The following is a 21,989-nucleotide window of genomic DNA, read 5'->3' as shown; positions in this document are numbered from 1 at the left end:
GGTGAGCGCGTATCTGGACCACGCGGCCACGACGCCCGTGCTCCCGGAGGCGGCCGCCGTCCTGGTCGAGCACCTGTCCCGCACCGGCAACCCGTCCTCCCTGCACACCTCCGGCCGGGCGGCGCGCCGCGCCGTCGAGGAGGCGCGCGAGACGCTGGCCGGCGCCCTCGGCGCGCGCCCGAGCGAGGTGCTGCTGACCGGCGGCGGGACCGAGGCGGACAACCTCGCGGTCAAGGGGCTGTTCTGGGCGCGCACCGCCGAGGACCCCGCGCGGCGCCGCGTGCTGGTGTCGGCGGTCGAGCACCACGCGGTGCTGGACCCGGCGTTCTGGCTGGCCGAGCACGCGGGCGCCGAGATCGTGCTGCTGCCGGTCGACGGCGAGGGGCGGCTGCGCCTCGACGCGCTGCGGGACGAGCTCGCTGCGCACGGCGCCGAGACCGCGCTGGTGTCGGTGATGTGGGCGAACAACGAGGTCGGCACGCTGCAGCCGGTCGCCGAGGTGGTCGCGCTCGCGCACGCGCACGGCGTCCCGGTGCACGCCGACGCGGTGCAGGCGGTCGGGCAGGTGCCGGTCGACTTCGCCGCGTCCGGCCTGGACGCGATGACGATCAGCGGCCACAAGGTCGGCGGCCCGGTCGGCGTCGGCGCGCTGCTCGCCCGGCGCGAGCTGGGCCTGGTGCCGGTGCTGCACGGCGGCGGGCAGGAGCGCGGGGTGCGGTCGGGGTCGCTCGACGTGCCCGCGATCGCGGCGTTCGCCGTGGCCGTCGACGCGGCGGTCTGCGGGCGCGAGGCGACGGCCGGGCGCCTCGCGGGGCTGCGTGACGCGCTGGTCGCCGGCGTGCGCGGCGCGGTGCCGGACGCGGTGCTCCGGGGGCCCGCGGACCCCACGGACCGGCTGCCGGCGAACGCGCACTTCACGTTCCCGGGCTGCGAGGGCGACTCGCTGCTCTACCTGCTCGACTCGGCCGGCGTCGAGTGCTCGACGGGGTCGGCCTGCCAGGCGGGCGTGCCGCAGCCCAGCCACGTGCTGCTCGCGATGGGGCTGGACGAGGCGGACGCGCGCGGCGCGCTGCGGTTCTCGCTCGGCTGGCCGTCGACGCGGGACGACGTCGACGCGCTGCTGGCGGCGCTGCCGGGCGCGGTGGACCGCGCGCGGGCGGCGGGGCTGGCGGGCGGTCCGGGCGCGGGCCGGTCGGCGGGTGCACGGTCGACGGCGGGGGTGGCCTGATGCGGGTCCTCGCGGCGCTGTCCGGCGGCGTCGACTCCGCGGTCGCGGCCGCGCGCGCGGTCGACGCCGGGCACGACGTCGTCGGTGTGCACATGGCCCTGTCCCGGAGCCGCGCGCAGCTGCGCACCGGCTCGCGCGGCTGCTGCTCGATCGAGGACGCCGGCGACGCCCGCCGCGCCGCGGACGTGCTCGGCATCCCGTACTACGTGTGGGACCTCTCGGAGCGGTTCGAGGACACGGTCGTCGCGGACTTCCTGTCCGAGTACGAGGCCGGCCGGACCCCGAACCCGTGCGTGCGGTGCAACGAGCACATCAAGTTCGACGCGCTGCTCGACAAGGCGCTGGCGCTCGGCTTCGACGCCGTGGCGACCGGGCACTACGCGTCCGCGACCGCCGGCCCGGACGGCGCCCCGGTGCTGCGCCGCGCCGCCGACCGCGCCAAGGACCAGTCCTACGTGCTGGCGGTCATGGGGCCGGAGCGGCTGGCGCGGGCGATCTTCCCGCTCGGCGGCGTCGCGTCGAAGGACGAGGTGCGCGCCGAGGCCGCGGCCCGCGGGCTGAGCGTGTCGGCCAAGCCCGACTCGTACGACATCTGCTTCGTCGCGGACGGCGACACCCGTGGGTTCCTGCGCGACCGGCTCGGCTCCCGGCCCGGCGAGGTCGTCGACGCCGACGGCACCGTGCTGGGCACGCACGACGGCGCGTACGGGTTCACGGTCGGGCAGCGCAAGGGCCTGCAGCTCGGGCGCCCCGCCGCCGACGGCAAGCCGCGGTACGTGCTGGCGATCGAGCCGGTGCAGAACCGGGTCGTCGTCGGCGGCGCCGAGGCGCTCGAGGTCGGCGCGCTCGAGGCGCGGGACGCCGTGTGGTTCGGCGACGCCCCCGTCGACTGGACCGCGTGCCTGCTGCAGGTGCGCGCGCACGGCGCGGCGGTGCCGGTCCGGGCGCGGGCCACCGCCGGCGGCGGGCTCGAGGTGCGGGTCGACGGGTCGCTGCGCGGCGTCGCGGCGGGGCAGTCGGCCGTGCTGTACGGCGGGCCGGACGGCGACGTCGTGCTGGGGCAGGGGACGGTGGAGCGGACGGAGCGGGCCGGGGTGGTCGCGGGCGAGGCGGGCGTGGGCGAGGTCGACGGGGTCGGCGCGGACGGGGTCGGCGCGGCGCGCGCCGGGGCCCGGGCGTGACGGCGGTCGGCGGGACCGGGCCCTGGCCGGGCTCGGAGCCGCTCGAGGCCCAGACGACCGTGCTCGGCGACGTCGCCGAGGCGCCCTCCGGGGTCGAGGGGCTGCCGTGGACCGTGCGGCTGCCCGAGCGCGGGCCGTTCGGCACGCTCGCCGCCCACGCGCTCGGCCTGCTGGTCGAGATGCCCGCGGAGCTCGGCCCGCACGGCTGGCGGCTCGCCGACCGGCCCGGCGGCGACGCCACCCGGCTCGCGGCGCTGCGCCGGGAGGACCTGGACGCGCTCGCGGTCGCCGCGCACGGCTGGGAGGGTCCGCTGGTCGTGCCCGTCGCCGGGCCGTTCACGCTCGCCGCGGGCGTCTACCTGGCGCGGGGCGACCGGGCGGTCGCGGACGCCGGCGCGGTCGTCGAGCTGGCCGAGTCGCTGGCCGCCGGCGTCGCCGAGCACCTCGCCGCGATCCGCCGGGCCGTCCCGGGCGCCCGGCCCACCGTGCTGCTGCACGAGCCGCTGCTCGCCCAGGTGGTCGCCGGCGTGCTGCCGTCGTTCTCCGGGTACGCGCGGCTGCGGTCCGTGCCCGCGCCGGTCGTCTCCGAGCGGCTGGGCGCCGTCGTGGCCGGCGTCCGGGCCGGTGGGGCGGAGCGCGTGGTGCTGCACGTCGGCGCCGGCTCGACCGCGCTCGGCGCGGCGCGCGGGTCCGGGGCGGACGCGGTCGGCGTCGAGGTCGCCGGGCTCGACGAGCGCCGGTGGGAGGCCGTGGCCGAGGCCGTCGAGGGCGGCCTCGCGCTGTGGGCGTCCGTGCCGCAGCCGGAGACGTCCCAGTGCGCCGGGCCGGACGTGCGGGGCGTCGCCGACGCGGTGCTGCGGGGCTGGGAGCGCGTCGGGCTGACCCGGGCGGGGCTCCGCGACGCGGTGCTGCTCGCGCCCGAGGGTCCCGTTGTGCCCAACGGCCCGGGCGGGGCGCGCGTCGACCCGGCCGCGGCGCGCGCGACGCTGGCGACCGTGGCACGGGCGGCGGCGATCGTCGCGGAGCGGGCGGAGGCGTGACGGAGCAGCACCCGCGGGCGGACGCGCCGCAGCCGGCGCCCGCCGCGCCCGCCGCGCGCGTCGAGCCCGCCGAGAGGGCGGAGAACGGGGCATCCGGGCGCCCGAAAGCCCCGTTCCGTGACCGCTCGGCGCCCGCGGCGCCCGCCCGGCGGCGGCCGTGGCTCGGGCGCCGGCACGCCGCGCTGCTCGCGGCCGGGGCGGGGCTGGCCGTCCTCGGGCTCGCGACCCTGCTCGTCGTGTTCGTCGGGCTGGTGACCTCGACGCTGCGCACCGGGCTCGGCGACGAGAGCAGCTGCGTCGCCGCGGCGACGGCGGGGGAGGCCGGCGCCGCCGTGTCGACGTCGGTGCTGCCGCCGCGCGCGGTGTGCACGTGGACCGTCGACGGGCGCACGGCCGAGACGGTGCTGGCGGAGGGCCCGACGGCGGTCGCGGGCGTCGCGACGGGCGCCGTGGCGGTCGGCGTGCTGCTGGTCGCCGGGACGTCGGTGGCGGCGTGGCGGGCACGGCGGGCGGAGTCGGCGCCCGCGTGACGGCGCGACCGGGCGCCGGGGCTCTGGCCGCCCGCGCGACCGGGCAGCCGGGCCTCTCGTCCGCCGGCGCGACCGGGCGCCGGGCCCCTTGTCCGCCGGCGCGACCGGGCGCCGGGCTTGTCGTCCGCCGGCGCGACCGTGCGCCCCGGCCTCGCCCCGGCCACCGGCGCGCGGACCCGGAGACCAGCAGCCGCGCGATGAGCGGCGCGCTACACATCGGTGTGTGGACCCATGAGGAGCGGGTCGGGACGCTCGCGGGTGTGGAAGGCGATCTGCAACGCACCGTGGGGACGAACATCCGGCGCATCCGCGCGGCGGGCGACCTGAGCCAGGAGGATCTCGCCGAGCTGCTCGGGCACCACCGCACCTACGTCGGCGCCGTCGAGCGCGGCGAGCGCAACCTGTCCCTGCGCGCCCTCGAGCGGCTGGCGGGCAGCCTGGGCGTCGACCCGGTCGACCTGCTGGCGGGCGGCACCGGGTCCGACGGCGCGACCGTCGAGGGGGAGCCGGGGGCACCGCCCGCGGTCACCTGACCGGCAGACCCGGCCGGCGCGGAGGTGCGGCCACGCCCTCGTGCCGGCCGGGTCAGGCCCGCGCCAGGTCGAGCGCCCGGTCCAGCGCCGGCATCAGCCGGTGCCAGGAGTCGGCGGTGAGCTCGAGGTGCTGCACCGCGCCGTCGCCCACGTACACCCACGTGGTGGGGGCGCCGTCGCGCCGGTGGACGCAGACGGCGAGGTCGGCGGCCGCGGTGCGGTCGAGCGCCTCGGGCGTCCCGGGGGCCGCCGCCTCCGGCTCGGCGAACGGCGAGACCGCGGCGCCGGGCCCGCCCAGGAGCTGCCGCGCGGGCACGGACATCGAGGCGCTGACGTGCGAGCGGTCGCGCACGTCGTCGTCCTGGGCGTGCAGCACCACGCACCAGCGGGGGCAGGGCTCCACCTGCCAGGTCGGTCGGTCGTGCAGGGTCGTCACGGGTCCTCCTCGGTCGGCCTGCCGAGGGGCTCCTGCGCGGCCGCGCCCCTCGTCCCACCCACTGTGGGCGGGACCACCGACAACCGGGCGCCGTCGTCCACAGGCCGCCGGGATCAGCCCTCCGGGCCGTCGCCGATCAGCTCGCGCACGGGGACGCCGAGCCGGTCGGCCAGGCGCTCGACCGAGCGCAGGGTGAGGTTGCGCTCGCCGCGCTCGACCCCGCCGAGGTACGTGCGGTGCACGCCCACGGCGCCGGCGAGCGCCTCCTGGCTGATCCCGCGCTCGGTCCGGATCCGGCGCACGCGCCGGCCGACGGTCACCTGGAGCTCACCTTCCACGCGCCCACGGTCGGGGTCCCGCTACTTCTCTGTCTACAGACTCATGAGTAGCAGGCTAGCGATCCCGGCGCCCGGGCGGGAGCCCCGACGGGCCGCGCGTCCCGCGCGTGCCGTGTCGGGGGCGCGCGGCATGATGGGCCGCGTGGACGCGACACCCCTGACCCCCGAGGACGCCGGCCTGGACGAGGCCGCCGCACGCCAGCGCTGGACCGAGCTGGCCGACCGGGTGCGCGAGCTCCAGTTCGCGTACTACGTCCGGGACGAGCCGGCGGCGAGCGACGCCGAGTACGACGTGACGATGCGCCGCCTCGAGGCCCTCGAGGACGCCTACGCGGACCTCGGGCTGCGGACGCCGGACTCGCCGACCCAGAACGTCGGCGGCACGTTCTCCACGGAGTTCCGCGCGGTGGACCACGTCGAGCGGATGCTGTCGCTGGACAACGCGTTCTCGGCCGAGGACGTCGCGGCGTGGGCGGAGCGGGTGCACCGCGACCTCGAGTCGGGCGCCGACGCCCGGGTGGACTACCTGACCGAGCTGAAGATCGACGGCCTCGCGATCGCGCTGCTCTACGAGCGCACCGGCGACGGCCCGGCCCGGCTGGTCCGCGCGGCGACCCGCGGCGACGGGCGCACGGGCGAGGACGTCACGCTCAACGTGCGGACCATCGCGAGCATCCCGGACACCTTGGCGGGCGACCCGGCCACGCACCCCGAGCAGATCGAGGTCCGGGGCGAGGTGTTCCTGCCGGTGGAGGCGTTCGAGCGGCTCAACGAGGCGCAGGTGGCCGCCGGGAAGGCTCCGTTCGCGAACCCGCGCAACGCCGCCGCCGGCTCGCTGCGGCAGAAGGACCCGCGCGTCACCGCGGGCCGGCCGCTCGGGATGTACGCCCACGGCATCGGCGCGCTGCGGTGGGGCCCGGGCGCCGTCGCGCTGGAGCGCCAGTCGCAGGTGTACGAGCTGCTGCGCGGCTGGGGCGTGCCCACGTCGCCGCACTACCGGGTCGTGCCCGCGCTCGCGGACGTCACGGAGCGGATCGCCGAGATCGGCGAGCACCGGCACTCCTACGAGCACGAGATCGACGGCGTCGTCATCAAGGTCGACGACCTCGCCCTGCAGCGGCGGCTCGGCGCCACCAGCCGCGCCCCGCGCTGGGCGATCGCCTACAAGTACCCGCCGGAGGAGGTGAACACCCGGCTGCTCGCGATCGAGGTGAACGTCGGCCGCACCGGCCGGGTCACCCCGTACGCAGTGATGGAGCCGGTCAAGGTGTCCGGCTCGACGGTCGCCATGGCGACGCTGCACAACAAGGACGTCGTCGCGCTCAAGGGCGTGCGCCCGGGCGACATGGTCGTGCTGCGCAAGGCCGGCGACGTCATCCCGGAGATCGTCGGGCCCGTGACGGCGCTCGCGGACGACGGCTACCCGCGCACCGACTGGGTCATGCCGACCGAGTGCCCCGAGTGCGGGACGCCGCTGCGGCCGATGCGCGAGGGTGACGTCGACCTGCGCTGCCCGAACGCGCGCACCTGTCCGGCGCAGGTCCGCGGGCGGGTCGAGCACATCGGGTCGCGCGGGGCGCTCGACGTCGAGGCGCTGGGCGAGGTCACCGCGGCGGCGCTCACGCAGCCGGAGATCCCCGAGACCCCGCCGGTGGTCAACGAGGCCGACCTCTTCGAGCTGGTCGGCTGGCCGGCGGACGCCCCGGAGGAGGAGAAGGAGCGCGTCCGCGCGCGCAGCTTCGCCCGGCTCCAGCAGGTGCAGGTCGTCGTCCGCGACCCCGAGACCGGCGAGCCCCGCGTCGACGAGGACGGCACCGTGCGCCGCCGCACCCCGTTCCGGCGCCGGCTGACGCACAGCGTGAAGGCCCGTCGCGAGGCCGAGGCCGCCGGGCAGCCGCTGCCGGAGTACGAGGACGTGCCCTCCGAGCAGGCCAAGAAGCTGCTCGACGAGCTCGACGCCGCCAAGACCAAGCCGTTCTGGCGGGTGCTGGTCGCGCTGAGCATCCGGAACGTCGGGCCGACCGCCGCGCGGGCGATCGCCCAGCGGTTCGGGTCGATGGACGCGCTGCGCGAGGCGCTGGCCGACGCCGAGGGCGCGCGCGCCACGCTGGCCGGCGTCGACGGGGTCGGGCCGACGATCGCCGACTCCGTGCTCGACTGGTTCGCCGAGGACTGGCACGCCGACATCGTCGACCGCTGGCGCGCGGCCGGCGTGGTCATGGCGGACGAGGCCGACGAGTCGGCGCCGCGCACGCTCGAGGGGCTCACGGTCGTCGTCACGGGCAGCCTGGCCGGGTTCAGCCGGGACGGCGCCAAGGAGGCGGTGCTGTCCCGCGGCGGCAAGGCGTCCGGCTCGGTGTCCAAGAAGACCGACTACGTCGTGGTGGGGGAGAACGCCGGGTCCAAGGAGACGAAGGCCCGCGAGCTGGGGCTGCGGATCCTCGACGAGGCGGGGTTCGTCGCGCTGCTGGCCGAGGGGCCGGCCGGCGTCGGGGACGTGCCGGTCGGGGCGGACGCCGCGGACGGGGACGGGGTCGGCGTCGACGGGGCGGCCGACGCGGGCGCCACGGCCGACGCGGACGCCGCCGCCGCGGACGCGGACGCAGCCGTCGACGCGGACGCGCGGTGACTGCCGCCGCCGTCCGCCCCGCCGCGCCGCTCGCCGTCCGGGCCGCCCTCGCGGAGGAGCTCGACGCCGTCGGCGCCCTGACCGCCGAGGCCTACCGCGCCGACGGCCTGCTCGAGGTCGACGACGAGTACGAGGTCGAGCTCCGGGACGCCGCGCGTCGGGCCCGCGAGGCCGTGCTGCTGGTGGCGGTCGAGGGCGACGGCGGCGTGGTCGGCACGATCACGCTGGCTCCGTACGCGACCTCGTACGCGGAGGTCGCCGAGCCCGGCGAGCTCGAGCTGCGGATGCTCGCCGTCGCCCCGGGCGCCCGCGGCCGCGGCGTCGCCGCCCGGCTCGTGACCGCCGCCCTGCGCGAGGCCGTCGCCCGACGCGCCCGCGGGGTGGTGCTGTCGACGCTCGCCGAGATGGCGGCGGCCCGTCGGCTGTACGACCGGCTGGGGTTCGTCGCGGTGCCGGAGCGCGACTGGGGCCATGAGGGCGTGCACCTGCAGGTGCTCACCTGGACGCCGCCGGTCGCCCCCGGCGTGCTGGTCGAGGCCGCGACGTGGAGGCCGGCCGGCACGGTCGACGTGGACGGCTGGCGGCTGGGCCTGTCGGACGGGTTCACCCGCCGGGCGAACAGCGCACTCCCGCTCGGCACCCCGGCGGACCTCGCGGCGACGCTCGCGCGGGTCGAGCAGGTGTACGCCGACGCGGGGCTGCCCGCGTCGGTCCGGGTGTGCTCCGCCGCGCCCGACGGCCTGACCGCCGCGCTCACCGCCCGCGGCTACGCCGAGCGCGCCGCCACGGACGTTCTCGTCCGCGACCTGGTCGCGCTGCCGGCGGACCGGGTCGCCGCCCCGCCGGACGTCCGGGTCGCCGTCGCCGACGCGCCCGACGAGTCCTGGCTGGCCGGCTGGCTCGGCGTCAAGGCCGCGGGCGGGTCGGTCGACGCCGCCACCGCCCGGGCGGTGGTCGCCGGGTCGCCGGCGCTGTACCTGACCGCCGCCAGCGCGGACGGCACGACGCTCGGCGTGCTGCGCGCCGCGGTGGCCGACGGCTGGACCGGACTGTCCTGCCTCGTGGTGGTGCCCGCGGCCCGGCGCCGGGGCCTCGGGCGGCTGCTGACCCGGGCCGGGCTCCGCGCCGCGTCCGACCGCGGCGCCCGGCGGGCGTTCCTCCAGGTCGAGGTGGCGAACGCCGGGGCGGCCGAACTGTACGCGGGCGAGGGGTTCCGGCCCGCGGAGCGGTACGCGTACTGGGAGCGCTGAGGTCCCGCCGCGCGTGCGGCAGCGGCCCGGACGATACTGGCGCGATGATCGCGATCGAGCGCGCGGAGCTCCTGCAGGCCGCGGGCCTGCGCTGGACGCCGACGTCCGGGGACCGGTTCGCCCTGCGCCAGCCGGCGCTGGCGGGCGAGGTCTTCACCATCAGCGAGATGACCATCGAGCCGCACGCGTACCCGAGCGGGACGGTGCTCGGCTTCAACGGCACCACCGAGTGGGCGCTCGACTCCGTCACCCAGGACGACGCCGTGTGGCTGCCCCGCGAGGACCAGCTGCGCGAGCTGCTCGGCGGCACGTTCCGCAGCCTGGCGCGGGCGCTCGACGGGTCGTACCTGGTGGTCGTCGAGCTGCCCGGGCAGCCGGAGCGGTCGTTCTCCGCGGAGGAGGCCGAGGACGCCTACGCGGACGCCGTCCTCGCGCTGGTCTCGGCGGCGCGGGTCTGATCCATCGCACCACCGCGGGGAACACCTGGGTGCTGCTGCCGCGCTGATGCGTGCTGCGCCCGGGGCGTTAGCGTCACCGGACTTCCAAAGGAGTCCAAATGCAGGGACGCAACCCCTTCCGGCCGACCGCCGGGTCGACGCCGCCGCTGCTCGTCGGGTCGGGACGACGTCCTCAGGGAGTTCGGCGACTCGCTCGACGACGGCCCCGGTTCGCCCGCCCGCCTCGCGCTCTTCACCGGGCCCCGTGGGATCGGGAAGACCGTGATGCTGTCCGAGGCCGACGACCTCGCGCTGGAGCGCGGCTGGGTGAGGCTCGCCGAGACGGCGACGCCGGGCATGGTCCGCCGCCTGCAGCACGCGACCACGCGTGTTCTCCGGGACGTGGATCCGCGGACCGCACGCGCCCGGCGGATCACCGGGGTCACGCTGCCGGTGATCGGCGGCGGGATGACGATGTCGACGCCGCCGGGCGAGGTCGTCGAGTGGCGCGCCGAGCTCGGACGGTTGCTGGACGTCCTCGAGGGCAACGGCACGGGGCTCCTCGTCACGGTCGACGAGGTGCACGCCGGGGCGCGTGACGACCTCCGTGATCTCGCGGCGACCGTGCAGCACCTCGTTCGTGAGGACCGGGAGGTCGCGCTCGCGATGGCAGGGCTGCCGTCGGCCGTCTCCGACCTGCTCAACGACGACGTCCTGACGTTCCTGCGTCGGGCGTCACGGTTCGAGCTCGGTGATGTTGCTCTCGGCCACGTCGCAGAGGCGCTCCGGCACTCGATCACCGGCTCGGGCGGGGCGATCGACGACGACGCCCTGGAGGAAGCGGCTGCGGCGACCGGCGGATACCCGTTCATGATCCAGCTGGTGGGCTACCACGTGTGGCGCTCAGCCCAGACGTCGTTGATCGACCTCGCCGACGTCCGCGAGGGAGTCGCCGCTGCGCGCACGCGACTCGGGTCGCTGGTGCACGAGACGTCGCTGGCCGATCTCTCCGAGGTCGACCGGACCTACCTCATCGCCATGGCGCAGGACGAAGGCGACTCCTCGACCGGGCAGATCGCGCGCCGCCTGGGCGTGACGCCCTCGTACGCCTCGACGTACCGGGCTCGACTGATCGCCGCCGGGGTGATCGAGCCGACCGGTCACGGGCGGGTGGACTTCACGATCCCCTACCTGCGCGAGCACCTCCGGGAGCACGCGACGCGGCACGAGATGGCGACGCGCAGTCGGCCGACCGAGGCCGGCGAGCACCCGTGACGCGTCCCGACCTCCCGCCGCCGCGCCACGTCTAGACTCCGGGGTATGTCCTCCCTCTCTCGTGACGAGGTCGCGCGCGTCGCGGGCCTGGCGCGGATCGACCTGACCCCCGAGGAGCTCGACCGCCTCGCGGGCGAGCTCGACGTGATCGTCGAGTCGGTCGCCCGGGTCAGCGAGGTCGCCACGCCCGACGTGCCGGCCACCAGCCACCCGCTGCCGATGACCAACGTGTTCCGCCCGGACGTGCCCGAGCAGCCGCTGACGCAGGAGCAGGCGCTGTCCGGCGCCCCCGCGTCGGAGGACGGCAAGTTCCTCGTCCCGCAGATCCTCGGGGAGGAGTGATCGTGAGCGCACAGTCCGACCTGACCCGATACTCCGCCGCGGAGCTGGCCGACAAGCTCGCCGCGCGCGAGGTCACCAGCGTCGAGGTGACGCAGGCCCACCTGGACCGGATCGCCGCCGTCGAGCCCGCCGTGCACGCGTACCTGCACGTCTCGGCCGCCGAGGCGCTGGCCACGGCCGCCGACGTCGACGCGCGCCGCGCCGCGGGCGAGGAGCTGCACCCGCTCGCCGGCGTGCCGATCGCCGTCAAGGACGTCGTCGTCACGCAGGGCCTGCCGACCACGGCCGGCTCGAAGATCCTCGAGGGCTGGGTGCCGCCGTACGACGCGACCCTGGTCGAGCGGATCAAGGCCGCGGGCCTGCCGATCCTCGGCAAGACCAACATGGACGAGTTCGCCATGGGGTCGTCGACCGAGCACTCGGCCTACGGCAACACGCACAACCCGTGGGACCTCGACCGGATCCCCGGCGGATCCGGCGGCGGCTCGGCCGCGGCGGTCGCGGCCTACGAGGCCCCGCTGGCGATCGGCACCGACACCGGCGGCTCGATCCGCCAGCCCGGCGCCGTCACCGGCACCGTCGGCGTGAAGCCGACCTACGGCTCGGTGTCCCGCTACGGCCTCATCGCGCTGGCCTCGTCGCTCGACCAGGCCGGCCCGGTCACGCGCACCGTGCTCGACTCGGCGCTGCTGCACGAGCTCATCGGCGGGCACGACCCGCGCGACTCGACGTCGATCCCGGAGCCGCTGCCCGGACTGGTCGCGGCGGCCCGCCAGGGCGCGACCGGCGACCTGACCGGCGTGCGCGTCGGCGTGGTCCGCGAGCTGCAGGGCGAGGGCTACCAGCCCGGCGTGCTCGCGCGGTTCGAGGAGTCGCTGGAGCTGCTCCGCGGCGCGGGCGCCGAGATCGTCGAGGTCTCCTGCCCGCACTTCGAGTACGCGCTCGGCGCGTACTACCTGATCCTGCCCTCCGAGGCGTCCAGCAACCTGGCGAAGTTCGACGGCATGCGGTTCGGCCTGCGGGTGGAGCCGACCGAGGGCCCCGTGACCGCCGAGCGCGTCATGTCGGCCACCCGCGGCGCCGGCTTCGGCGACGAGGTGAAGCGCCGGATCATCCTCGGCACCTACGCGCTGTCGGCGGGCTACTACGACGCCTACTACGGCTCGGCGCAGAAGGTCCGGACGCTGATCCAGCGCGACTTCGCGAACGCGTTCGAGCAGGCGGACGTGCTGGTCTCCCCGACGGCGCCGACCACGGCGTTCAAGCTCGGCGAGAAGCTGGACGACCCGCTGGCGATGTACCTCAACGACGTCGCGACCATCCCGGCGAACCTCGCCGGCGTGCCCGGCATGTCGCTGCCGAACGGCCTGTCGGACGACGGGCTGCCGGTGGGCTTCCAGGTGCTGGCTCCCGCGAAGGCGGACGACCGGCTGTACCGCGTGGGCGCCGCGCTCGAGGCGCTGCTGGAGAAGAACTGGGGCGGCCCGCTGCTGGCCAAGGCTCCCGAGCTGGAGGTGGGCGAGTGAGCACCCAGACCGTCGACCTGGTCGACTACGACGAGGCCGTGGCCCGGTTCGACCCGGTGATCGGCATCGAGGTGCACGTCGAGCTCGGCACCGCGACCAAGATGTTCGACGGCGCGCCGCAGACGTTCGGCGCCGAGCCCAACACCGCGGTCACGCCGGTGTCGCTCGGCCTGCCGGGCGCGCTGCCCGCCGTGAACGGCACCGCGGTGGAGTACGCGATCCGGATCGGCCTCGCGCTGAACTGCACGATCGCGGAGTCCTGCCGGTTCGCCCGGAAGAACTACTTCTACCCGGACGTGCCGAAGAACTTCCAGACCTCGCAGTACGACGAGCCGATCGCCCACGACGGGTACCTCGACGTCGAGCTCGAGGACGGCTCGGTGTTCCGCGTCGAGATCGAGCGGGCGCACATGGAGGAGGACGCGGGCAAGAACACCCACGTCGGCGGCTCCACCGGCCGCATCCACGGCGCCGAGTACTCGCTCGTCGACTACAACCGCGCCGGCATCCCGCTGGTCGAGATCGTCACGCGACCCATCACGGGCGCCGGCGAGCGCGCCCCCGAGGTCGCCCGCGCCTACGTGCAGACGCTCCGCGACATCTTCCGCGCCCTCGAGGTGTCGGAGGCCCGGATGGAGCGCGGCAACGTGCGCGCCGACGTCAACGTGTCGCTGCGCCCGACCCCGACCTCGCCGCTCGGCACCCGCACCGAGACCAAGAACGTGAACTCGTTCCGGTCCGTCGAGCGCGCGGTCCGGTACGAGATCAGCCGCCAGGCGGCGATCCTCGACGCCGCCGGCGCGATCGTGCAGGAGACCCGGCACTGGCACGAGGACACCGGCGTCACCACGGCGGGCCGCGTGAAGTCGGACGCCGAGGACTACCGGTACTTCCCCGAGCCCGACCTGGTGCCGGTCGCCCCGTCGCGGGAGTGGGTCGAGGAGATCCGCGCCGCGCTGCCCGAGCTGCCCGCCGCCCGCCGGCGCCGGCTGCAGGGCGAGTGGGGCTACGCCGACGCCGAGATGCGCGACGTGGTCAACGCCGGGGCCGTCGAGCTGATCGAGGCGACGGTCGCCGCGGGCGCCAGCCCGGCCGCCGCGCGCAAGTGGTGGATGGGCGAGCTGGCCCGCACCGCGAAGACCCAGGAGGTCGAGCTCGGCGAGCTGCCGATCACCCCGGCGCAGATCGGCCAGCTCCAGCAGCTGGTCGACGCGGGGCGGATCAACGACAAGCTCGCCCGGCAGGTCCTCGAGGGCGTGCTGGCGGGCGAGGGCGACCCGGAGGCGGTCGTCGTCGCGCGCGGGCTCGAGGTCGTCTCCGACGACGGCCCGCTGCTCGAGGCGATCGACGCCGCGCTGGCCGCGCAGCCGGACATCGCGGAGAAGATCCGGTCCGGCAACCTCGGCCCGGTCGGCGCGATCATCGGCGCGGTGATGAAGGCGACCCGGGGCCAGGCCGACGCCGGCCGCGTGCGCGAGCTGGTCCTGGAGCGCGTCCAGGCCTGACGCACCCGACGACGGCGGCGCGGCACCCACGCGGGTCCGCGCCGTCGTCGCGTCCGGGCCGCGGCGCGCCGCCGCACGGTCCCGGAACCCGCGCGACCGCGCGGCGAAACACGACGGTCACCCGCGGTGCCTAGCATGCGGGTGACGACACGGGAGGCAGACCGATGGAGAAGCCCACGCTCGAGGGCGAGATGATCCGCCTGCGCCCCATCCGCGCCGACGACGCGCCGGCGATGTGGGACATGGTCAACGACCCGGAGGGCATGCGCACCACCGGCACGACGACGGTGTTCACGCGTGAGCAGATCGACGCGTGGTGCGCCACGGTCTCCGACCGGGACGGCCGGATCGACCTGGCGATCACCGCCAACGGGTCGGACGAGTACCTCGGCGAGATCGTGCTCAACGACATCGACGAGGTCATCGGCTCGGCGAACCTGCGCCTGGTCATGCGGCCGGCCTACCGCGGCCGCGGGTACGGCACCGAGGCGATCGAGCTGGTGCTGGGCCTGGCGTTCGACGGCGTCGGCCTGCACCGGGTCGGGCTGGACGTGCTGAGCATCAACGCCCGCGCGCACTCGCTGTACGAGAACATCGGCTTCGTCGTCGAGGGCCGGATGCGCGACGCCTACCGCGACGGCGACGGCTGGTGCGACGGGATCGTCATGGGGATGCTCGAGGACGAGTACCGGGCGCTCCGCGCGGCCTGACCCGCCCGCCGCCCGGGACCGCGCCCGGGAGCACGTGCGCGGACGCCACGAGGCGCCGGCCCCCCGGGAGGGTGGGGGACCGGCGCCTCGCGTCCGTGGTGGGCGGGTCGGGCCGCCCACGGCCTGGTGGTCAGACGAGCCAGCGGTTCTTCTGCACGACCGGCAGGCTCTTCCACCAGCGGCCGAGGCCCCAGGTGTCGCCGGCCGCCGTGAGGGCGACGAGGACCAGGACCAGCGCGTAGATGATGTGGTAGTCCATGACCGGGTTGGTCGAGCCGGCGATCAGCGGCCACTCCGCGAGCCACATCATCACCATGATGAGCGAGCCGGCGACGGCCGCGACCCGGGTCCCGATGCCGAGCATCACGGCCAGGCCGACGCCCAGCATGCCGAGCATGAACAGCACGTCCGTGACCGGGCTGGCGATGCCGTTGAAGAAGCCGGTCAGCGGGCCCTGGACCGCGAACTGCAGGAAGCCCTGGCTCGGTGCGCCGCCGTTGACCCAGGCCGCCTCCGAGGCCGTCGAGTAGCCCAGGCCGAACGTCTTGTCGAGGAACGCCCACAGGAAGATGAACCCGGTGCTCAGCCGGAGGGCGGCCAGCACCTTGCGGGCGGCCGGCGAGGTGACGACCTCCTGCGTCCGCGTGGTCGCAGCGGGGGCCGCCTCGGTGCGGGGGGTGGTGATCGTGGTCATGATCCGTGCCTTCGTTCGTCCGGGGTTCACCTTGTGATGACTTTCCCAATGTGCCCCCGCCGGGGTCAGGAAACCCCGGACCGAAGTCCCAACTTCGACGCGCCCGGCTGCTGGAAAGCGGTTCCGACGGCCCGGAGGCGCGTCATCCGGGACCTCGGTCCCAGGCCCGGCGGGCCCAGGCCCGGGACCGAGGTCCCGGGTCGCGCGGCGCCGCCGGCGGCCGCCTCCGGGGTGCACGAGGCACGTCCGGGGTGCCCTCCGTGAGGGCACCCCGGACGTGCCTCGTGCACTCTCGGGGGGCTGGGTCAGCGCATGGAGTGGTAGGCACCGAGCGTGACCGCGCGCTCGTGCGCGTGGTCGACGATCCGCTCCGGGTAGTCCGGCGCCGCCGAGCGCGGGAGCTTCCACGGCTCGTGCACCGCCTTGCCGGGGATGTTCCGGAGCTCGGGCACCCAGCGGCGGACGTAGTGCCCGTGCGGGTCGAACTTCACGCCCTGGGTCACCGGGTTGAACACCCGGAAGTACGGCGAGGCGTCCCGGCCGGTGCCGGCGACCCACTGCCAGTTCATCTGGTTCTGCGGGATGTCGCCGTCGACCAGCCAGGCCATGAAGTGGTCGGCGCCGCGCTGCCAGCGCACGTGCAGGTCCTTGACGAGGAACGACGCGACGGCCATCCGGACCCGGTTGTGCATCCAGCCCTCGCCCTTCAGCTGCCGCATCCCGGCGTCGACCAGCGGGTAGCCTGTCCGGCCGTCGGCCCACGCGGCGAGCGCGGCGGCCTCCGCCTGCCCGTTCACCCAGGCGTTCTCCGGGACGACCGGGGTGAGCGACTCGTGGGCGCCGGACGGGTTGTGGAACAGCACGTCCGCGTGGAAGTCGCGCCAGGCGATCTGGCTCCGGAAGGTGTCCGGGCCCTCGCCGCGGCGCCGGGCCAGGTCCGCGAGGATCGTGCGCGGGTGCAGCTCGCCCCACTTGAGCGGGACGGACAGGCGGGACGTGCTGTCGACGTCGGGCCGGTCGCGCTCGACCTTGTAGTGGGCCAGCGGGCCGTCCCGCATCTCGGCCCACCGGGCCAGCGCGGCGCCCTCGCCGGCCTCGGGCAGGTCGAGCCCGTCCGGGACCGGGGCGTCGGGGACCGCGTCGCTGCGGCCGCCGTCCGCGAACGTCACCGCGCCGGCCGTGGCGGCGGCGTCGGGGGCGGGGGAGTGCCAGCCGTGCTCGGCCCAGGCGCGGCGGAACGGCGTGAACACCTTGTAGGGGGTCCCGGAGCCGTTGCGCACCCGCCCGGGGGTGACCGCGTACGGCGAGCCGGTCCGGACGAGCGCGCGGCCGTCGTCCTCGAGCGTCCACTCCACGTGGTCGTCCCGCCGGCGGCCGAACGGCTCCGTCGACGCGGCGACGTGCACCGCCGTCGCCTCGACCTCGCGCGCGACCGCGGGCACGACCTGGCGCGGGTCCCCGTGCCGGACCAGGAGCCGGCCGCCGGTCTGCTCGTCGAGCGCCGCGAGGCTCCGGGCCAGGTAGGCGCGCCGCGGCGCCCCGGCCGACGCCCACAGCCGCGGGTCGAGGACGTACAGCGCGAGCACGTCGCCCTGCGCGGCGGCCGCGTGCAGGGCGGGGTTGTCGCCGAGCCGCAGGTCGCGGCGGAACCAGTGGATCGCGGTCACCCGGCGACGGTAGCCAGGGCGGTCCCGGGCCGCGACCGGGCGTCCGTCGGGCGGCCCGGGGCCCGCCGGTGCGCCGGCGTCGCGTCCGGACGTGCGTCGAGGCACCACCGGCCCGGGCGATGAGCCGATGGTGCCTCGACTGGGGGTACCTGGTGACGGGTCGTCGTCATCAGGTGACCGGAGCGGACCGCGGGCCGGTGGCCCGGTGGTCGCCCCGGGGGAGAGGCGACCGGTGGTCCGTGCCGTCCAGCCTGCCCCCGGACGCCGGCCCGCGGGTGGGCCGTTGGTCCCGAGTTCCGGACGGCCGACGGCGGCGTGCGGTGGCCCCCTGGGCGGTTCCCCGCGGCCCGGGTCAGCCGCCGGCGACCGCGTCCGCGTGCGCGTCGACGGCGTCCCGCAGGTACACCGCGAGCCCCGGCGCGACGGCGTCGTAGGTCGCTGCGAACCGCGGGTCGTCGACGTACATCGCCGCCAGGTTCCGGTACGCCGCCGCGTCCGGCGTCCAGAACAGCGCCACCCAGGCGTGGTGCCGCGCGACGAGGTCGCGGACGGCGGGGTCGGTGACGGGCGTGCCCGCCGCCAGCAGCGCCGCGAGGGCCGTGCTCACGGCCTCGCCCTCCCGCTGGTGCGCCGTGCGCTCGTCCGCGGACAGCTCCTCCCAGGCGCGCGTGCTCCGGTCCACGGCGGCGTCGCCCCAGCGCTCGCGCGCCTCGGTGTCGTACCGGCGGTGGTCGAAGCCCTCGTACATCTCCTCGGCGGTCATGACGGTGCCCCCTTCCAGGGACTCGACGGTGGCGGCGACGGTGCGGGCGAGCCGGTCGAGCCGGTCCCGCTCGGCGAGCAGCGCGGCGTGGTGCTCGCGCAGCCGGTCGGCCCGGACGCGCGCCGGGTCGGGTGCGCCGGGCGCCACGGCCGCGCGGTCCGCCGCGTCGAGGATCTCCCCGATCGCGCCGAGCCCGACCCCGAGCTCCCGCAGCACCAGCACCTGCTGCAGTCGCAGCAGCTCGTCGCGCCCGTACTCCCGCTGCCCGCCCGGCGCGGTGCCGGCGGGGCGCAGCAGCCCGATCGCGTCGTAGTGCCGCAGGGTCCGCGACGTGACGCCCGAGAGGCGCACCACCTCGGCGGTGGTCCACCGCTCGGTGCCGGTCGCGCTGGTCGTGCCGGTCGCGCTGGTCGTGCCGGTCGCTCCGGTCGCGCTGGTCGTGCCGGTCATGCGCCCGCTCCGTCCTCCGCCGACGGCGGCGTCTCCGCCGTCTTCATCAGACCGTAGAAGTTGACGCTACGTCAACCGCAACCCCCGTTGCGCGGGTGCCTCCGACCGGGTGCCACGAGCGCACGAGACACGCCTGTGGTGCCCGCACTGAGGGCACCCTCGACGTGTCTTGTGCACCCTCGTGTCGGTGGGGCGTGGGAGGGTGCCGGCATGGAGAACGGGGCGGGGCGGATCGGGCACGGGGCGGCCACCGAGCGGGTGGACGCGCGGCACTGGCGGGTGCTGCTCCTCTGGCTGCAGGCGGCGTTCCGGGTCCCCGACCTCGCGACCGGCGCCGCGTTCGTCGCCCGGGTCGCCGACGCCGCCGAGCGCGTGGGCGCGGCGCCCGACGTGACGCTCCGCCCGGGCCGCGTGCAGGTGCGCACGACGACCTGGGCGAGCCACGGGCTGACCGAGGCGGACCTGGTGCTCGCGGACGCCGTGTCGGCCGCGGCGGACGAGCTCGGGCTCACCGGCGCCCCGGAGCTGCTCACCAGCCAGGAGATCGCGATCGACGCGCTCGACATCCCGCGGGTCGCGCCGTTCTGGCGCGCGGTGCTCGGCTACGAGCCCGAGCCCGGCACCGACCCGGACGACCCGGCGCTCGCGGACGCCGTCGGCCTCGGGCCCGGGTACTGGTTCCAGCAGATGGACGAGCCGCGCCCGCAGCGCAACCGGATCCACGTCGACGTCACCGTGCCGCACGACCAGGCGGAGGCGCGGGTCGCCGCGGCGCTCGCCGCCGGCGGGACGCTGGTGTCGGACCGGCGGGCCCCGGCGTTCTGGGTGCTCGCCGACGCCGAGGGGAACGAGGCGTGCGTCTGCACCTGGCAGGGGCGCGGCGAGGACTGAGCCCGCGCGCCCGCAGGTTCGACAGGCCGCGGCCGCGGTGCGCACGGCTCCGGGCCGTCTCGCCCCTCGGTCGATCACAGGACGGACGCCCGCCGCACCCTGACGTGCGCGGACGTACCGTGACCGCCACGCCGCCACCGCGGTGGCGCCCTGCTCGTCCGAAGGAGCCCCAGCGTGAGTCGTCCCCTGCGCTCTCGTACCTCGACCCACGGCCGCAACATGGCCGGCGCCCGCGCCCTGTGGCGCGCGACCGGCATGGGCTCCGAGGACTTCGGCAAGCCGATCATCGCGATCGCGAACTCGTACACCCAGTTCGTCCCGGGCCACGTGCACCTCAAGGACATGGGCGACCTGGTCGCGTCGGCGATCCAGGAGGCCGGCGGCGTCGCCAAGGAGTTCAACACCATCGCGGTCGACGACGGCATCGCGATGGGCCACGCCGGGATGCTCTACTCGCTGCCCAGCCGCGACCTGATCGCCGACTCGGTCGAGTACATGGTCCAGGCGCACTGCGCCGACGCCCTGGTGTGCATCTCGAACTGCGACAAGATCACGCCCGGCATGCTCAACGCGGCGCTGCGGCTGAACATCCCGGTGATCTTCGTGTCGGGCGGGCCGATGGAAGCCGGCAAGGCCGTGATCGCCGACGGCGTCGCGAAGACGCACCTCAACCTCATCAACGCGATCAACTACTCCGCGGACGACAACGTCTCCGACCAGGCGCTGGCCACGGTCGAGGAGAACGCCTGCCCGACCTGCGGCTCCTGCTCCGGCATGTTCACCGCCAACTCGATGAACTGCCTGACCGAGGCGCTCGGCCTGTCGCTGCCGGGCAACGGCTCGACGCTGGCGACGCACAGCGCCCGCCGCGAGCTGTTCCTCGAGGCCGGCCGCACGATCGTCGACCTCGCCCGCCGGTACTACGACGACGAGGACGACACCGCGGCGCCGCGCGGCATCGCGACCCGCGCCGCGTTCGCCAACGCCATGGCGCTGGACGTCGCGATGGGCGGCTCGACCAACACCGTGCTGCACGTGCTCGCCGCCGCGCAGGAGGCCGAGGTCGACTTCACGCTCGAGGACATCGACGCGATCAGCCGCCGGGTGCCCTGCCTGGCGAAGGTCGCGCCGAACCACCCGGACTACCACATGGAGGACGTGCACCGGGCGGGCGGCATCCCCGCGCTGCTCGGCGAGCTCGACCGCGGCGGCCTGCTCGACCACGACGTGACCAGCGTGCACACGCCGACGCTCCGGGCCTGGCTGGACGACTGGGACGTCCGCGGCGGCAAAGCGACCGAGCGCGCCACGGCGCTGTTCCACGCGGCTCCCGGCGGCGTCCGCACCACGCAGGCGTTCTCCACCTCGAACGTCTGGGAGTCGCTCGACACCGACGGCGCGGGCGGGTGCATCCGCGACGTCGCGCACGCCTACACCGTCGAGGGCGGCCTGGCCGTGCTCCGCGGCAACCTGGCCGAGGACGGCGCGATCATCAAGACCGCCGGCATCGACCCGGACGTCTTCCACTTCGTCGGCCGCGCGCTGGTGTGCGAGTCGCAGGACGAGGCCGTCGACAAGATCCTCCGCAAGGAGGTCGAGCCGGGCCACGTCGTCGTCGTGCGCTACGAGGGCCCGTCCGGCGGCCCCGGCATGCAGGAGATGCTCTACCCGACGTCGTTCATCAAGGGCCGCGGCCTGGGCAAGGTCTGCGCGCTGATCACCGACGGCCGGTTCTCCGGCGGGTCGAGCGGCATCTCGGTCGGCCACGTCAGCCCCGAGGCGGCGGCCGGCGGCACCATCGGCCTGATCGAGGACGGCGACGAGATCGAGATCGACGTCGAGACCCGCCTCATCCGGGTCAACGTGCCCGACGAGGTGCTCGCCGAGCGCCGCGCCAAGATGGAGGCCTCGGAGAACCCGTGGCAGCCGGTCGACCGCGACCGGTACGTGTCGCCGGCGCTGCAGGCGTACGCGGCGATGGCGACCAGCGCCGACCGCGGCGCCGTCCGCGACGTGAGCCGCATCCGCCGCGCCTGAGGAGCCGCCGGGGGAGGGGACGCGCGAGCAGGTGCGGCCCCTCTCCCGGCACGTCAGGGGCGCGTGGGGGCGCCGCCGCCTAGAGTCGGCTCATGACGACCACGGGCGGGACCACCCCGGACATCGACATCAAGCCGCGCTCCCGGCAGGTGACCGACGGCATCGAGGCCACGGCGTCGCGCGGCATGCTCCGCGCCGTCGGGCTGGGCGACGACGACTGGGTCAAGCCCCAGATCGGCGTCGCGAGCTCCTGGAACGAGATCACCCCCTGCAACCTGTCGCTGCAGCGGCTGGCGCAGGCGGTGAAGAACGGCGTGCACGCCGGCGGCGGCTACCCGCTGGAGTTCGGCACCATCTCGGTGTCGGACGGCATCTCGATGGGCCACGAGGGGATGCACTTCTCGCTGGTCAGCCGCGACGTCATCGCGGACAGCGTCGAGACGGTGATGCAGGCCGAGCGCCTGGACGGCTCCGTGCTGCTGGCGGGCTGCGACAAGTCGCTGCCGGGCATGCTCATGGCGGCCGCC

At 75.9% G+C, this 21,989-nt stretch carries 21 protein-coding genes; 16 read left to right on the top strand and 5 right to left on the bottom strand.

Annotated features, from left to right (window positions below; genetic code table 11):
* The first annotated feature begins 1 nt into the window (after position 1).
* The 5 genes from Cpa01nite_RS17315 (at position 2) to Cpa01nite_RS17295 (ending at position 4,512) form a co-directional block, all read left to right on the top strand.
* On the top strand, positions 2-1,228 hold the full coding sequence (locus Cpa01nite_RS17315; protein ID WP_203670114.1) for a cysteine desulfurase family protein: 1,227 nt from the start codon (positions 2-4) through the stop codon (positions 1,226-1,228).
* A complete protein-coding gene (mnmA, locus tag Cpa01nite_RS17310) occupies positions 1,228-2,409 on the top strand; it encodes a tRNA 2-thiouridine(34) synthase MnmA (protein ID WP_203670113.1) in 1,182 nt (393 codons plus the stop codon). The genes Cpa01nite_RS17315 and mnmA overlap by 1 nt, the downstream gene beginning before the upstream one ends.
* Positions 2,406-3,449: a uroporphyrinogen decarboxylase/cobalamine-independent methonine synthase family protein gene (locus Cpa01nite_RS17305; RefSeq protein WP_203670112.1), complete on the top strand. Its 1,044-nt coding sequence runs from the start codon at positions 2,406-2,408 to the stop codon at positions 3,447-3,449. Before mnmA ends, Cpa01nite_RS17305 begins: the two co-directional genes overlap by 4 nt.
* Positions 3,446-3,979 carry a hypothetical protein gene (locus Cpa01nite_RS17300; RefSeq protein WP_203670111.1) on the top strand — a complete coding sequence of 178 codons (534 nt, stop codon included), beginning with the start codon at positions 3,446-3,448 and terminating at the stop codon, positions 3,977-3,979. Before Cpa01nite_RS17305 ends, Cpa01nite_RS17300 begins: the two co-directional genes overlap by 4 nt.
* A 260-nt stretch (positions 3,980-4,239) precedes the next feature.
* A complete protein-coding gene (locus Cpa01nite_RS17295; RefSeq protein ID WP_239068888.1) occupies positions 4,240-4,512 on the top strand; it encodes a helix-turn-helix domain-containing protein in 273 nt (90 codons plus the stop codon).
* A 52-nt stretch (positions 4,513-4,564) separates the two neighbouring features.
* On the opposite strand, the gene Cpa01nite_RS17290 is transcribed toward Cpa01nite_RS17295, so the two are convergent.
* The gene (locus Cpa01nite_RS17290; protein WP_203670109.1) at positions 4,565-4,948 is read right to left on the bottom strand and encodes a DUF6907 domain-containing protein; all 384 of its coding nucleotides are present in this window, start codon (positions 4,946-4,948) and stop codon (positions 4,565-4,567) included.
* Positions 4,949-5,061: 113 nt separating this feature from the next.
* On the bottom strand, positions 5,062-5,286 hold the full coding sequence (locus tag Cpa01nite_RS17285) for a helix-turn-helix domain-containing protein (RefSeq protein ID WP_203670108.1): 225 nt from the start codon (positions 5,284-5,286) through the stop codon (positions 5,062-5,064).
* A gap of 133 nt (positions 5,287-5,419) precedes the next feature.
* Between Cpa01nite_RS17285 and ligA the strand changes: the two genes are divergently transcribed.
* From ligA to Cpa01nite_RS17245, 8 genes are all read left to right on the top strand, one after another.
* Entirely contained in the window at positions 5,420-7,915 is a 2,496-nt protein-coding gene (gene ligA, locus Cpa01nite_RS17280; protein WP_203670123.1) for an NAD-dependent DNA ligase LigA, read from the top strand.
* Positions 7,912-9,165, top strand: a complete 1,254-nt coding sequence (locus Cpa01nite_RS17275; protein ID WP_203670107.1) for a GNAT family N-acetyltransferase — start codon at positions 7,912-7,914, stop codon at positions 9,163-9,165. The genes ligA and Cpa01nite_RS17275 overlap by 4 nt, the downstream gene beginning before the upstream one ends.
* A gap of 44 nt (positions 9,166-9,209) precedes the next feature.
* The gene (locus tag Cpa01nite_RS17270) at positions 9,210-9,623 is read left to right on the top strand and encodes a pilus assembly protein CpaE (protein WP_203670106.1); all 414 of its coding nucleotides are present in this window, start codon (positions 9,210-9,212) and stop codon (positions 9,621-9,623) included.
* Positions 9,624-9,887: 264 nt separating this feature from the next.
* Positions 9,888-10,877, top strand: a complete 990-nt coding sequence (locus Cpa01nite_RS17265) for a winged helix-turn-helix domain-containing protein (protein ID WP_203670105.1) — start codon at positions 9,888-9,890, stop codon at positions 10,875-10,877.
* Positions 10,878-10,922: 45 nt separating this feature from the next.
* A complete protein-coding gene (gatC, locus tag Cpa01nite_RS17260) occupies positions 10,923-11,219 on the top strand; it encodes an Asp-tRNA(Asn)/Glu-tRNA(Gln) amidotransferase subunit GatC (RefSeq protein ID WP_147795987.1) in 297 nt (98 codons plus the stop codon).
* A 2-nt stretch (positions 11,220-11,221) separates the two neighbouring features.
* Complete coding sequence (gene gatA, locus Cpa01nite_RS17255) at positions 11,222-12,745, top strand: Asp-tRNA(Asn)/Glu-tRNA(Gln) amidotransferase subunit GatA (RefSeq protein ID WP_203670104.1); 1,524 nt, start codon at positions 11,222-11,224, stop codon at positions 12,743-12,745.
* Positions 12,742-14,250 carry an Asp-tRNA(Asn)/Glu-tRNA(Gln) amidotransferase subunit GatB gene (gatB, locus tag Cpa01nite_RS17250; protein WP_203670103.1) on the top strand — a complete coding sequence of 503 codons (1,509 nt, stop codon included), beginning with the start codon at positions 12,742-12,744 and terminating at the stop codon, positions 14,248-14,250. The genes gatA and gatB overlap by 4 nt, the downstream gene beginning before the upstream one ends.
* Positions 14,251-14,414: 164 nt before the next feature.
* Positions 14,415-14,960: a GNAT family N-acetyltransferase gene (locus tag Cpa01nite_RS17245; RefSeq protein WP_203670102.1), complete on the top strand. Its 546-nt coding sequence runs from the start codon at positions 14,415-14,417 to the stop codon at positions 14,958-14,960.
* A 130-nt stretch (positions 14,961-15,090) separates the two neighbouring features.
* Here Cpa01nite_RS17245 and Cpa01nite_RS17240 read toward each other — a convergent pair whose 3' ends face one another.
* From Cpa01nite_RS17240 to Cpa01nite_RS17230, 3 genes are all read right to left on the bottom strand, one after another.
* The gene (locus Cpa01nite_RS17240) at positions 15,091-15,654 is read right to left on the bottom strand and encodes a DoxX family protein (protein ID WP_203670101.1); all 564 of its coding nucleotides are present in this window, start codon (positions 15,652-15,654) and stop codon (positions 15,091-15,093) included.
* Positions 15,655-15,959: 305 nt separating this feature from the next.
* Positions 15,960-17,321, bottom strand: a complete 1,362-nt coding sequence (locus Cpa01nite_RS17235) for a cryptochrome/photolyase family protein (RefSeq protein WP_203670100.1) — start codon at positions 17,319-17,321, stop codon at positions 15,960-15,962.
* A gap of 352 nt (positions 17,322-17,673) precedes the next feature.
* Entirely contained in the window at positions 17,674-18,534 is an 861-nt protein-coding gene (locus tag Cpa01nite_RS17230) for a MerR family transcriptional regulator (protein ID WP_203670099.1), read from the bottom strand.
* A 210-nt stretch (positions 18,535-18,744) separates the two neighbouring features.
* On the opposite strand from Cpa01nite_RS17230, the gene Cpa01nite_RS17225 reads away from it, so the two are divergent.
* From Cpa01nite_RS17225 to Cpa01nite_RS17215, 3 genes are all read left to right on the top strand, one after another.
* Positions 18,745-19,425: a 4a-hydroxytetrahydrobiopterin dehydratase gene (locus Cpa01nite_RS17225; protein ID WP_203670098.1), complete on the top strand. Its 681-nt coding sequence runs from the start codon at positions 18,745-18,747 to the stop codon at positions 19,423-19,425.
* A gap of 174 nt (positions 19,426-19,599) precedes the next feature.
* The gene (gene ilvD, locus Cpa01nite_RS17220) at positions 19,600-21,462 is read left to right on the top strand and encodes a dihydroxy-acid dehydratase (protein ID WP_203670097.1); all 1,863 of its coding nucleotides are present in this window, start codon (positions 19,600-19,602) and stop codon (positions 21,460-21,462) included.
* Between the two features lie 92 nt (positions 21,463-21,554).
* On the top strand, positions 21,555-21,989 hold a 435-nt coding region (locus Cpa01nite_RS17215), incomplete at its 3' end, for a dihydroxy-acid dehydratase domain-containing protein (RefSeq protein ID WP_203670096.1).

This window comes from Cellulomonas pakistanensis, from assembly GCF_016862755.1.
GTDB classification, from domain to species: domain Bacteria; phylum Actinomycetota; class Actinomycetes; order Actinomycetales; family Cellulomonadaceae; genus Cellulomonas; species Cellulomonas pakistanensis.
The sequence above is the reverse complement of the archived record's forward strand: the minus strand, read 5'-3'. Positions and strand labels throughout refer to the sequence as shown.

Bases quoted from the DNA above. Each gene is read 5' to 3' on its own strand.
- mnmA (WP_203670113.1), top strand. From the start codon at position 1,228: ATGCGGGTCCTCGCGGCGCTGTCCGGCGGCGTCGACTCCGCGGTCGCG.
- ligA (WP_203670123.1), top strand. From the start codon at position 5,420: ATGGGCCGCGTGGACGCGACACCCCTGACCCCCGAGGACGCCGGCCTG.
- Cpa01nite_RS17270 (WP_203670106.1), top strand. From the start codon at position 9,210: ATGATCGCGATCGAGCGCGCGGAGCTCCTGCAGGCCGCGGGCCTGCGC.
- Cpa01nite_RS17265 (WP_203670105.1), top strand. From the start codon at position 9,888: ATGCTGTCCGAGGCCGACGACCTCGCGCTGGAGCGCGGCTGGGTGAGG.
- gatC (WP_147795987.1), top strand. From the start codon at position 10,923: ATGTCCTCCCTCTCTCGTGACGAGGTCGCGCGCGTCGCGGGCCTGGCG.
- Cpa01nite_RS17245 (WP_203670102.1), top strand. From the start codon at position 14,415: ATGGAGAAGCCCACGCTCGAGGGCGAGATGATCCGCCTGCGCCCCATC.
- Cpa01nite_RS17240 (WP_203670101.1), bottom strand. From the start codon at position 15,654: ATGACCACGATCACCACCCCCCGCACCGAGGCGGCCCCCGCTGCGACC.
- Cpa01nite_RS17230 (WP_203670099.1), bottom strand. From the start codon at position 18,534: ATGACCGGCACGACCAGCGCGACCGGAGCGACCGGCACGACCAGCGCG.
- Cpa01nite_RS17225 (WP_203670098.1), top strand. From the start codon at position 18,745: ATGGAGAACGGGGCGGGGCGGATCGGGCACGGGGCGGCCACCGAGCGG.